The following is an 11,912-nucleotide window of genomic DNA, read 5'->3' as shown; positions in this document are numbered from 1 at the left end:
GACGCTCGTCAGCCGTTTCTGAGCGGCATGAGCGCACCACCCAAGTTACCGCCGATCCCGCCGTTGGACCTGCGGCAAACAATTCGACAAGGACAGCGCCAGCCTGCTGAACCGAACGCAGTACCCCAGTGACATGATCGCGCTCGTGGTGCCCTGGCGCCCGCGCCATAAGCTTGCCTGCCGTGACCTACCTGAGATGTTCGTGATCCGCGGCCTTGTCTTCAATCACGAGGCGGTTCGCGACTGGGAAACCGAGCTCACCCCGGCGTTGGCTGAAAATCTGCGGCGACACCGGCACGGCAAGGTGGGGGGGAGCTGGTACGTTGATGAGACGTATATCAAGGTCCACGGGCACTGGTGTTATCTCTATCGTGCCTTTGATCGGTCCGGCGCGCTGGTCGACGTGATATTCAGCGAGAACCGCGACATGACCGCCGCGAAAGCGTTCTTCGAGGCGACCAAAATGGTCACCGACGTCACGCCCGATCGAGTCACCAGGGCGGCATCACAGTTATTCGCGCGCGATCCGGACGATCCTCGGAGCAGGCGTGCGCCATTCGCAATAGCCAATACCTCAATAACGGACTGGAGCAGGATCATCGCAGTACAAAAGGCCGCTACGGCCCGATGCGCGGGTTCAAGAGCTCGCGATCGGCTGGCCGATCTTGCCGGACCTACGACCAGTTGCGTAACTTCCCCCGTTCCCGTTCCCAAACCAACCAGCAGGTCTCCGCCGACTATCGCAGGTTCCACTTCCTTCGCCGCATCGCAACGGTTCTGAGGGTGCTGCAAGCCTCTTGGAAAATCTCGACCTTCATTCCGGCCAGCTATACTCGCTGGCGCGCGTGCTGACACAACCGCTTTAGGAACTGCTTAGTCTGAGCAGTCAGCGACCGCGTCGGGTCGCCGCTACCCCGGTGCAGATGATTTCCTTGCCTCCGACAATAGCTTCGGCAACAGCACGGAAAAATCTGGGGGCTGGGGCACTATTCCTGCAGATTTTAATCGGTCAACGCTACCGGTCAGAACTGGCATGTCGCCGGGTCGCATAAGGGTAGGATCCGGCTCAATCCTGACCCGAGTGCCGCTGGCTTTGATCATGCCGTTTACTAGATCGCCCAGCCGATACGCTCGGCCGCTGCAGATGTTTACCAGTGGCCAGGGCCAGTCCGGCATCGAGGCTAAGTAAAGCAGCAGCCGCGCCGCTTCGCCAACGTCGATAAAATCGCGCTGCGCCGACAGATCCCCCACCCGAAGGGCCGAATTAGGACCGGCCTCGGCGATCCGCTGCGCGAACGATGACAAGGCGAGCCCGGCCGGCATCCCGACGCCCACCGGATTGAACAACCGCGCGACGAGGACAGGTTGCCCGCGCATCGCGGCGGCGAGCCCTAGCAGGCTCTGAGCGTGCTTCGCCACCCCATAGTCGGTGCGAGGCACGCATGGATGGGTTTCTGCGACCGGTTGCGCATCCATCGGAACGTTACCGTATTCCGCGGCGGAGCCGATCAAGATTATCCGTGGCGGCTTGGGGAGCTCCGCCGCAGCGGCGAGAAGCTCCGCCGCTAGCAAGACGTTGGTGTCGATGCACGCACGAACGTTCGCGCTGTGAGTCGCGCCAGCGCAATGCAGCACCATATCCGGCTGGGCCTGGTGAAGTACTTTCGCGAAGTCCAACTGAGACCATGGCGACGGTCCAAGCGCCACTTCGTCCGGGGCGGAGGGCTGCAGTGCTCTCGTGACGCGGGTCATTTCCCAACTGGTTGCCGCCACAGCGATATGGCGGCCGAGGAAGCCTGTTGCGCCAGTCAGCAGCAGACGCATGGTCAGCTCAGCACGCGCACGAAGGCTTGTGGGTCCCGCTCGACGATCGCCTGTGCTTCGGCAAAATCGTCCGGCCGTCCGATATCCAGCCAGAAACAGTCCTGGCTGTGGCAAACGACGTTTTGTCCCGCTTGGTGCATGGCCAGCACTAGAGCGGGCATGTCCAATGGCTCACCGGGCACCATGAATGGGATCACCGCCTCACGCCGCAGCACGTAGAGGCCCATGCTGACAAGTTGCTCATAGGTCGGCTTTTCCTTGTAGCCGGTCATGCGCATCTTATCGTCCACCTCCAGCAGCCCAAACTCCGATCGAAGTTGTCGCCGGTACGTGCCGATAGTCGCGTCAGCCCCGCGGGCGCGATGGTCCGCCAGCATGGCGCCCATGTCGAGCGTGGTCAGCAAGTCACCATTGGTGAGGAAGAAGTCCTCGCCCAACCGATCCAGCACCAAGCCAATCGGGCCGGCTGTGCCCAACGGCCGATCCTCGACGCTGTAGGTAATGGAAAGGCCAAAGCGGCTGCCGTCGCCAAAAAAGGCTTCCAGTAAGTGGCGCAGATGATTGACCGCGAGGATGACGTGGGTCACGCCAGCGGCGCGAAGCTGGTGCAGCAGGATCTCCAGCACCGGTTTATCCCCTAGCGGCATCAGCGGCTTGGGGAAGAGAGCCGAATAAGGATGCAGACGGGAACCTTTGCCGCCCGCCATGACGATCGCTTGCATCAGACTGTGTAGCTTTCCACAGAGAACAGGCCCCGATGGGCCGTCACGAAGTCAATGGCTTTCAGCAAGCCCTCGTCCAGGGAGGTCGCCGGCTGCCACTGCATCAGCCGCGCCGCTTTGCGGTTGTCTGACATCAGTTTCATCACTTCGCTTTTTTCCGGCCGGTCGCGGGCGGCGTCATGCACGATCTGCTTGTCACATTTCATCAGTCGCAGGATCCGGTGGGCGAAGTCTCCGATGCTGAATGTTTCACCGGTCCCCAGGTTGAGCGTCTCCCCCAGGATGCCGGGCATCGTTGCCCCACGGATGAACCCATCGACGGTATCAGCGACAAAGGTCATGTCCCGTTGCGGTGTCAAAGAGCCCAAATGCACGGCATCTCTGGCAAGCGCCTGGGAAATGATCGTCGGGATGAAGGCGCGGGCCGATTGACGCGGACCGTATGTGTTGAACGGGCGTATCGTGACAACCGGCGTATCGAATGACCGAAAATAGGATTCGGCGATCTTGTCCGCGCCGATCTTGCTGGCCGAGTAGGGCGATTGGCCCTGTAGCGGATGGTCTTCGCCGATGGGCGTCCGTTGGGCGGTGCCATAGACCTCGGAGGTGCTGGTGTGCACTACACGGCCGGTACCCAGTCGCCGAGCAGCCTCCAGGACGTTGAGCGTGCCTTCGACGTTGGTCCGCACGTAGGATCGCGGGGCAACGTAGGAATACGGGATTGCGATCAGCGCGGCCAAATGCAAGACGATGTCCTGGCCCTCAATGGCTCGGAACACGAAATCGCTGTCTTCGATATTGCCCGCCGCGATCGTCAGTTTTTCGAGCGCCAGCCGCGGCAGAAAGGCGAGATTGCCTAGAGACGACGACGAATTGTAGCGCACCATCGCGGTGACCTTCGCGCCAGCGTTCGCCAGTGCCTCGGTCAGGTGGCTACCGATAAAGCCGGCCGCACCTGTTACCAGGATTCGCTTGCCGTCGATCATGTTTCCTCCTGCCGCACAGCGTGGAAATGCTTAGAAGGCGCCATTTGTCATAGCAACTCCGATTGACCCGACCCGTGTTGCCCAACCGATCCTTGTGCGCATTAGTGTGGACGGCGTCGTCAGAGCCTTGGCCGCTTTGGTGCGCGTGATGAGGGATGTTGGGCGCACCCGTATCAGATGGGTTGTGCCCGGCACCGGCTTATGCAGGTAACCATGCGCGACGATTTCCGAATTCCAAGACCAGTCTTCCAAGCCGAAGCCACCCTTGAGATCGGTACGGCTGTAAGGGATCTCCAGATAGGTCTTCCGAAGCGCAAAACTCAGCGAGGTCCACTGATTACGGATGCCCAATAGCACCCAGTCTCCTTCGACGGTCTCCTGGTCCGGGTGAGCCAACCAATGCGGAGGGTGCCCGGGTCCGAAATACAGATTTGCCTCGGGATGCCACACGGCTGGCCGAGCTTCAGCCGTTGCTGCCTCATGGGCTGCCAGAAGCCAGCGTGGACCCCATAGGTCATCGCCATCCAGGAAGGCCATATACTGGCCCGCCGCCTCGGCGACGCCGACATTTCGGGCCAGGCCAAGGTCGTCAACACTGGTTTCGACCACGCGGACACCTGGCGCCTCGGCCAATACGTCGAGGGTCGACTGGTCTGAGCAGTCCGCGATCGCCAGCACTTCAATCGCCAGCCCCGCCGCCTCCGCGATCTCACGCGCGGCGGCGATGCTGAGCAGTGAGCCACGGGCGAGGTTGCCCTCGCGATGCACGTTCAACACCGCGGTGATAGTCGTCATGTTTTACCCTGTAAAAATCCGAGGAAGCCATCAGGCTCTTGCCACTCCCTCAGATCCCGCAATTTGCCGCGCTCGTTCGGACCAAGTCCCAAGAAGTCAGCGATGCCACGTAGTGCCTGTTCGCTCGGCCCATAGACTGTCGACAGCACGGGCAGGCAAATCCGGATGTAGCGCTCAAGAAGCGCGGTCACCGTGATATCCGGTGCCGCTACGACGCTGGCGAACAGCGCGGTGTGTGACCGTAGCGCGGTGCCATGATTGGCAAGCATATCCCATCCTGCCCGGCTGCCTAAGACCAGAACCGCGGTGGGCTGCAAGGTGCTGACCACCAGCGTCGTCAATGTGAGCCGGCTTGCATAGTCCAGATCTGATCCAAATTCCGATAATGAGCGCCATTGCGCGCCTCGGGGCAGAAGTTCTCCTGTCGAAGCGGACAGCGCGTCCGTCTCGACAATCAGCACTTCATTCGTGGCGCGAGATAGGCCAGCCAGTTCCGGCGCGGCATCGATCGATCCCACCAGCACGACGCAACGCGGCAGGGTTTGTATGGATAAATAGAGCGCTCGCCAAGCCCGGTCATTGTGGTTGAGCGCGAATGCGTCGACCCGAAGAGTGTTGAGCGATCTGGGCAACGCTGCCAAATCGGGCTCAATCGCGGCAAGCGCCTGGATTACAGCCTCCGCTTCAGCGACGGCGTCACGACTCAGCCTCCAGGCAAAATTATTGGGTGAGGCCATTCGCTGTCAATTCCCCAGCAGCGTCATCGATAAGGCGTTGGATGGCCGCGGGGTCCACCCGGACAGCTGGAATGTCGTCTGAATCGCGGCCGCCAAGTCGGCTCTTTGGAAGCAAGGCTTCCAGGCCTGCTGCATAAGACGCGAACATGCTCTGCACATCCAATTTGGCCTCAGCGTGTATCCTCGCTTGACGGCGCATCTCTTTAAGGGCGGGCTGGTCTCGTGCCGCGTTCTCGACGTGCCTCGCGAATGCCTCTAGGTCGTTCGGCTCGCACAGCCATCCCCACGGCTCAGAAATCAGTTCGGGCAGACCGCCAACGCGGGAGGCGAGGATCGGCACACCCATCGACAACGCCTCCAGCGCAACCATGGGCCTGCCGTCCAAGACCGACGGTATGACCAGTAGATCGAACGAGGCCAGAACGGGGGCGACCTCCGAAACCTGGCCGAGGAGAGTGAAACGGCCATTGGGGAACCCTGCCTCCCGGATTGCATGCTCGACCGCTGTGCGCAGAGGCCCGGTGCCGGTCATGACGAAGCGGACCGGCAGGGCGGAATCGACCAGCCGAGCGATCGCGATGAATCCTAGTGGGTTCTTCTCCTCGGACCATCGTCCAGAATAACCGACAATAAGATCATCTGGGGTCGCGCCCGTTTGCTGAAGCAAAGTCTCGGCCCTCGGCATCGGGTGCAACGCGACAAGGTCCACACCGCTTTCGACCAATCGAATGCGGTTCGCGCCCTCACCGCGTGCCAGCAACCACTGGCGGACCTCGTCGCTTTCAACAAAGATCAGATCGATTAAATCGCGCCGGCGGCGGTTGTTGGCGGTGTGGCCGATGGTGTTGAATAAAAGGTCGGCGACGCGCACTTGCGGATTGGCGGTGCGCAAATCCCGCAGGCAGTTATACATTAGGGTGCTCCCGACCACCCAAATGATACCCACGGCACGGGAGCGGACGAGCTGGTGAACGAAATCTTCCCACAATTCTGCCGGGAGGCAGCGGGGCAAGTGGAAGATTTCACTGGTGTACCGCTCGAACCAGGGGGTGGTGTCGCCATGCTCGAAATCGGCTTCGAGCGTCGTGACGATCACAACGCGCCAACCGACCGAAACCAGGTGCCCCACCACAGCGCTCAACAACCGTTCGGCGCCGCCCATAATTAGGTACGGCATCGCCAGCAGCAGGGTTCTCTTCGTATCTGACGGTGCCCGGTCCAGAATGATCGGGGTCGGCGGGGCGGATGGCGTGCCGTAACGGATCGATGCCCGTTTTTTCGACCAAGCAATCTTGCTGTCGAGCGGTTGCAGCACATCGTTGTTCATCGCTCGGACCATTTTGCGCTGTTTGTCCATCGACAGCACATTCTCGCCACGGCTCAGGCTGCTCGCATGGACCCTATACCGCAGCACAGGATCGTGGTGCAGATTGCGGAACCGGGCACCCAACGCGGCCAAGCGGATCCAGAAAGCCCAGTCCTCATGGACATGGCCTGCGACCTCTGCGACCACGTCACGATAACCGCCGGCCTGTTCCCAGAATGAACGGCGAAAGACCGCGCAGGTTAAGACATGGTTGCCGCCGAGAATGGCTTCCAGGTCGGGCTGTTCCAGAATGTTCAACTGGCCAAATTCGGCCCCGACCTTCGCCATCGCGCCGGAGACGACGTCGTAGCCATGCCGTTCCAGCAGGAACACGGCCTTCTCGATATAGGTCGGTGCGAGCGTATCGTCGGCGTCGAGGCAACAAACATAGCGGCCTCTGGCTTGGCTGATCCCGAAGTTGCGGTTCGCTCCAGGGCGATGCCCTGTCCCCTGCATCAGCAGCCGCATGCGAGGGCGCTGCAATCCTGCCGCCGTGAAGCGCGATACGCTGTCCGAGGATCCGCCTTCCACGACAATGACTTCCAGATCCTTGAATGTCTGGTCCAATGCCGAATCAACGGCGGCAGCGACGAACTTTCCGTAGTTGAAAGAGGTGATCACGACGCTCACAAGCGGCCAGCCTTCCGAGCTAGCGGAGCTTGCCGCCAGGGATGGGCGATGTCCTGTTTCGTCCAGAAGGACAGGCGCGGCTTCCAATTCCGCTGATGCGTGATCCGATACATCGTTCGTTGGCGTGGTCGCCCGCAAAAGCTGCGACGGTTGCGTGGAAAGCGATAGTGGGTTCCGAAGCTCGGCACGGTATTGCCGACGCAGCCGCAACCGACTTATCAACTGGCCTCGCATCGTCCACCATAGGACTCGCGCGCTTCGCCTTGCCAGTCGCGAGAGGCGTGGATAGCGCTCCGCCGCCGCGCTTAGATGCGATACGACTGCCCATATGGGACTGGACCGGATCGATTCTGCGTGGGCGAGCACAGCATCCGCTGCCGCGCGATCCCGACCCAGGGCCTGTTGCCAGCGGCTCAGATCGACCGCCGCCGCGACATGAGCGGCGAAGTCTGCCTGTACAATCGCTAGTTGTGCCTGGGCCGTGGTCAGGCTGGCGGTCAGCTCAATCTGGTTCCGCATTTGATCAGACCGGACGGCCACCAGCTCGGCCTGCAGCCGGCGTTCACCTAGCTCTGCCTGGGACTGAGCGGTTTCGAGACGGTGCAGGTCAGATTGCCATAACGCGGAAAACCGTTGCATCAACGATGGATTGAGAACGGCTGTGTCCAACTTCGCCAGGGCGCCGACGTCCGCCGGCGTTGGAGCTGCGGCATGCACGAGATGCAGCAGCATCCGAGCCATTGCTTCCTCACTGGAGGCGGGGTCAGCTTCTCGCATCAGAACGCGGGTTGCTAGGCCGCGAACAGCTTGCCCATCCGCCTTGTCGCGGAACACCAGGCCCACATAGGTGGACGCATAGCCTGCAACGTAGAGTTCGCGACCCACCAACTGCGCGCCGAGTTCGGTTTGTATCAGGTACCGCAGTCCCAATTCAGAGGGGTACCAGACGTGCTCGAGCGAGGAGGTGAGCCATGCGGCGTTATCGTGCACGGTGGACATCAACGGCACCTCAAACACCAGCACGCCGTCGTCGCGTAACAGGCGCAACCCGGCCTCCATGCCGGAGCGAATGTCTCGCAGGTGCTCGAACACGGCAATGGCTGTGATGATATCGAAACGGCCGTGGTTACGCTCAATCAGTGTTGAGTCGGCCACGTCGCGTCCCAGAACATCTATGCCGCGTGCAGCGGCGATCCGGCCGGTGGCTTCGTTTGCCTCTATGCCCGACAGCGTGTAGTTCGGTCCGAGCTTGGCGAGCAAGTGGCCATCGGCGCATCCGATGTCGAGAACATCCCCGCCGGCCGGACACAATAACTTGACCAGGGCGGCGGCCCAGGCAACGCCGTGTTCAGAAGTGTAGGCGTAGTTTGAATAACCCTGGTCGGGACAGCCTTTGCCGTCCGGTTGGCCGTGGTAGTAATCGTCTCCATAAAATGCCAGCAGGTCATTCGGGATAGGATCAATGACGCCCATCGTGCAGTTCGCGCAGCGGATGACGCGCACGCCATCGCTGCGTTGGGCCAATGCGACGAAGTTTTCGCATCCGCAGACTCTGCAACGCGCATTCACCGGACTCATCGCATCGTTTGCCTTTGCGGTTTCCCAACGGCGTGGAGCGCGGCAGGCGAGCTAAGCACCAAGATCCAAACCATGCTGCCAATGCTCCTTTATGTCGCTTGCAATGCTTGAGGAAAGTCGGATCGGACGTGCCTCCATTAGGCATTTTAACAACCTGAACTCAACTCCCTGCAATCGAGGCAGAAGGTCTGTCACCCTTGCTGCGGCCTATCCGGTTCTGTCAGCGCTCGCGCCACGATCCTTGTTCGATTGCGGGCGGGCTGGGGCAAAGGGTCGTGGCGAGAAGGATTGGCTCGAGCTTACTCCCCAAGACGACCCTACCACAGACCAGCCACGGCCGACCAGGCTGGCTGGCGCAAACTCTGACAGAACCTTTTCCATCGACACACAGGCGCAACCCAACCTTCGCGCACCTTGGACCAATCATTCCCGCGTCGCGAAGTCGAGGCCCTCGCGTCGGTTACACTAGGCTCTGGACTCAATTAAATCCACCACAGCAGGATGGAAGCCAGGACTACAGTAGCGAGGTTGTCGTAGCGGGTGGCAACCCGACGCCAGTCTTTGAGGTGTGAGAACGCTCGTTCGATGATGTTGCGGGAGACCGTCACCCTCACGCGCTGCGCGTATCCATTCCCGTATCCAGCCGCCATCCGTTTCCGTATCCACGTCACCTCTTTCGTCACCCCAAAAGCGCCCGGCTGAAAATCGGCAATCTCTGACAGAGCAAGTCATCCCTGGGCCAACCTAAACAACCGCGTGATGCCACGCTACGGTAAGCAGAACGGCGCGTTGATCCTTCGTTATGCTCGGAATGTACGGGCAAAGTTCGGAAGGACATAATATGATCTCGAAATCATGCTCGTTGTTATTGGCTGGCGCATTGATCGCGGCCCCGATGGGTGCCGCTATCGCTCAGCAGGGTACCACTAGCGGCAACTCGGGTTACAATGATTCACCCAGGGCCGCCGCACCAAACAGCCCCCGCATGGACAGCTCATCAGCAGCGACGGATCCTCATGTGCCCGGTGCGACCGGTCAGACCGTGGTTCTGGGCTCCGGTAGTTCCATGGCCGGCTCGCATCGCGTTGACCCCAACCCCAACCGGGCCGCAACGTCAGCCGGTGGTGGCGGCGGTGGCTCCAAGTAGACCTTATTGTGCGGCCCCTTAACGGCGGAAGGGGGTCAACGTTGTTGAGACCCTTGGCGCCCCAGACTGATCCGATGCCAAGCTCGTAAACGATCGGCGTGTTGGTTATCGCCCGGACACGCCCGAAGCAGCAGGCATTTACAAACCGCGCCAGTCAAAGTGGGCCACGTAAGGCCACGTCTACCCCAAGCCGTTCGCCATCAGTCTGATTCTCCGCTCGATTTCTTCGATCAGGCGGGCAATCTCTGTCCGTACTCGCTCGTCGGTGTTCATGTCGGAAAGCTTGCGCAAATGCACGATCTCCGCCCGCATCGCCTGGAGGTCCTTCATGGGGTGTTCAGCTTAGAGACCTGGGAACCGCATCGCTGACTTGCGGGCGGAGGCTTTGGCCTTCAACCGCATCGGCAAGGGCGCGCCAGCGGGCAGCTACATAGAGCAGCGTCTCCCGTGCGGCGTCGGATACCGTTTCTGCGGCTAGACGCTCACACTCGTCCGCCTGGTGCCGATAATGTCGAATTGTTTGCGATGTCACCGCAGTCGCCTCCGTCGTTCGAGCGGGAGCGCTGGAGCGTCTCTCTGTCGTCAGCGCCCGAAGAACGAGCCGACGATGGGGCGACCGTAACCGTCCGACGCGCGAGAAAGCAAAACACTATCCATTCAGGGCCAACGGCCGGGTTGCATCAACGCCGCCGTTCGCGGCCCTGCGGACACCGCAGCGGCGGCCCCGCAAAATACCGTATCGTCACGGCGCCTGGACGGTGCACCGACCACCCCGCCAAACTCCGATAAAGTGTTGCACAACTCCCAAAATGTATTGCCCGGACCCGCGGTCAATTTCCCATAATGTGTCGCAGAACTCCGATAATGTGTTGCCAAATTACTGAGTAACGGGGGGGGGGACGACATATTCGGTGGGTGACGGCAATGAGTAGAGGACGTGTTGTCGCGGGGTCAGGATGGCGACAATGGATGTTTGGCACCTTGCTGGAATCGTTTCGGCTGCTACCGGGGTTGCAGTGTCGCCAGACGTACTGCGGCGTGCCGGTGGCACGGGGTCATGCTCGATGAGGTTCGCCGAATGGGACGGCTCAGGGAACTGACTGGCCGAAGCGGTAGCGATGATGCGTGCGCAATTTCGCGCAGGGGCTCGATGAGTGAGCGGGCCCTTAGCGACAAAGGGCGTCGCTGATGCCGACACCCTGACAGGGGAAGGGTGTGCGAGCCCTGGCGGCGGTGAAGAGGTCAATACTGCCGAGGACCTCGGTGCTCCAGCCTGATTCGATCCCGCGCTCGTAAATGACCGGCGTGTTGGCCGAGGCCCGGAGGCGCCGTTCGCATTGCCACGCCTCACGGAGGCAAAACACGCGCATCGGCCCGGCTGGCACACGCACTGCTTCGTCACGCCATTCATTCGCGCGTCGTCTTAACGTTAAGGTATCGAATTCACCAGCCATGCGTGCCTCCTCAGGACAGTCGGCATCCCGCCTTGGTGTCAGTCCAGCTTAGAACCTCACTGCACCCAGCGCCGCCCAAACGGCCAGCAAACCGAAAGCCATCCCGGCGACATTGATGTAGAGGCGCATCGCATCGTCTCCTGTCTCGATGGAGGCACGGTGCCAGTTGAGGCGTTATTGCACCGTGAGCCGGGGAAGCCGTGCCCGATACCTGGTCCACCGGGCGCACGGTCGGATGGGATATGGACATTGGGCCGCCCTTCGAGGCGGCCTTTCAACTTCTGAGACAAAATACGCCGCATACATTGCCATCTCAAAACGGCGCGGGTTCCCTTCCAGCGAAAAAGGGCGCCTCATGCCACGACACTGATGGGAGGCCGCAATGCCCGCTCAAGTGGTTGTCGCGCTGGATGATTTGGCATTTGCCAATCAAGCGGTCGCGGAACTTGCCGCCCGAAAGTACGAGGCGGTCGCTCTATCAAATCCGTTGACCGCGCTCGATGCGCTGGAAAGTGCGGTCCGCGTGGAGGTGCTGATCACCTGTACCGTACACGCGGAGGGACAGCCTAACGGCGTGTCATTGGCGCTGATGGCTAGGTCGAAGCGCCGGAGCGTCAAAATCATCTTCGTCGGGACGCCCGACCAAGCCCCCTACACGGAGGGCCTCGGGACC

General features: G+C 61.0%; 11 protein-coding genes and 2 pseudogenes. 4 read left to right on the top strand and 9 right to left on the bottom strand.

What is annotated here, in order from left to right; genetic code table 11:
• Window positions 1-133 precede the first annotated feature (133 nt).
• Together GSQ89_RS40375 and GSQ89_RS40370 are read left to right on the top strand one after the other, a co-directional pair.
• A pseudogene (locus GSQ89_RS40375) lies at window positions 134-478 on the top strand (DDE-type integrase/transposase/recombinase); the annotation flags it as partial.
• The gene (locus GSQ89_RS40370; protein ID WP_371734322.1) at window positions 409-852 is read left to right on the top strand and encodes a DDE-type integrase/transposase/recombinase; all 444 of its coding nucleotides are present in this window, start codon (window positions 409-411) and stop codon (window positions 850-852) included. The pseudogene GSQ89_RS40375 and the gene GSQ89_RS40370, both read left to right, overlap by 70 nt.
• A gap of 57 nt (window positions 853-909) precedes the next feature.
• Here the strand turns inward: GSQ89_RS40370 and GSQ89_RS32565 are convergent, their stop codons facing one another.
• The 6 genes from GSQ89_RS32565 to GSQ89_RS32540 are packed head-to-tail and all read right to left on the bottom strand — an operon-like array spanning window position 910 to window position 8,533.
• The gene (locus GSQ89_RS32565) at window positions 910-1,824 is read right to left on the bottom strand and encodes an NAD(P)-dependent oxidoreductase (RefSeq protein WP_158932278.1); all 915 of its coding nucleotides are present in this window, start codon (window positions 1,822-1,824) and stop codon (window positions 910-912) included.
• 2 nt (window positions 1,825-1,826) lie between these two features.
• Complete coding sequence (locus tag GSQ89_RS32560; RefSeq protein WP_158932277.1) at window positions 1,827-2,546, bottom strand: sugar phosphate nucleotidyltransferase; 720 nt, start codon at window positions 2,544-2,546, stop codon at window positions 1,827-1,829.
• Window positions 2,546-3,532, bottom strand: coding sequence for a GDP-mannose 4,6-dehydratase (locus GSQ89_RS32555; protein WP_158932276.1), 987 nt, complete (start codon window positions 3,530-3,532; stop codon window positions 2,546-2,548). Before GSQ89_RS32555 ends, GSQ89_RS32560 begins: the two co-directional genes overlap by 1 nt.
• A 30-nt stretch (window positions 3,533-3,562) precedes the next feature.
• Window positions 3,563-4,327: a glycosyltransferase family 2 protein gene (locus GSQ89_RS32550; RefSeq protein ID WP_158932275.1), complete on the bottom strand. Its 765-nt coding sequence runs from the start codon at window positions 4,325-4,327 to the stop codon at window positions 3,563-3,565.
• Window positions 4,324-5,064 (bottom strand): hypothetical protein, encoded by a 741-nt coding sequence (locus GSQ89_RS32545; RefSeq protein WP_158932274.1) that lies wholly within the window; start codon window positions 5,062-5,064, stop codon window positions 4,324-4,326. The genes GSQ89_RS32550 and GSQ89_RS32545 overlap by 4 nt, the downstream gene beginning before the upstream one ends.
• Complete coding sequence (locus GSQ89_RS32540; protein ID WP_158932273.1) at window positions 5,048-8,533, bottom strand: glycosyltransferase; 3,486 nt, start codon at window positions 8,531-8,533, stop codon at window positions 5,048-5,050. Before GSQ89_RS32540 ends, GSQ89_RS32545 begins: the two co-directional genes overlap by 17 nt.
• Between GSQ89_RS32540 and GSQ89_RS32535 the strand changes: the two genes are divergently transcribed.
• Window positions 8,523-8,693 (top strand): hypothetical protein, encoded by a 171-nt coding sequence (locus GSQ89_RS32535; RefSeq protein ID WP_158932272.1) that lies wholly within the window; start codon window positions 8,523-8,525, stop codon window positions 8,691-8,693. The genes GSQ89_RS32540 and GSQ89_RS32535 overlap by 11 nt on opposite strands.
• 427 nt (window positions 8,694-9,120) lie before the next feature.
• Here the strand turns inward: GSQ89_RS32535 and GSQ89_RS32530 are convergent.
• From GSQ89_RS32530 to GSQ89_RS32520, 3 genes and pseudogenes are all read right to left on the bottom strand, one after another.
• Window positions 9,121-9,234, bottom strand: a pseudogene (locus GSQ89_RS32530) (IS5/IS1182 family transposase); the annotation flags it as partial.
• Between the two features lie 731 nt (window positions 9,235-9,965).
• Window positions 9,966-10,115, bottom strand: a complete 150-nt coding sequence (locus GSQ89_RS32525; protein ID WP_158932271.1) for a hypothetical protein — start codon at window positions 10,113-10,115, stop codon at window positions 9,966-9,968.
• A gap of 836 nt (window positions 10,116-10,951) precedes the next feature.
• Window positions 10,952-11,239 carry a hypothetical protein gene (locus GSQ89_RS32520; RefSeq protein ID WP_158932270.1) on the bottom strand — a complete coding sequence of 96 codons (288 nt, stop codon included), beginning with the start codon at window positions 11,237-11,239 and terminating at the stop codon, window positions 10,952-10,954.
• A gap of 382 nt (window positions 11,240-11,621) precedes the next feature.
• Between GSQ89_RS32520 and GSQ89_RS32515 the strand changes: the two genes are divergently transcribed.
• A partial coding sequence (locus GSQ89_RS32515) for a hypothetical protein (protein WP_158932269.1) occupies window positions 11,622-11,912 on the top strand: 291 nt, incomplete at its 3' end.

The sequence above is a fragment of the Acidisphaera sp. S103 genome (genome assembly GCF_009765975.1).
Taxonomy (GTDB): Bacteria; Pseudomonadota; Alphaproteobacteria; order Acetobacterales; family Acetobacteraceae; genus Rhodopila.
This window is presented reverse-complemented; position numbering and strand designations above follow the sequence as displayed.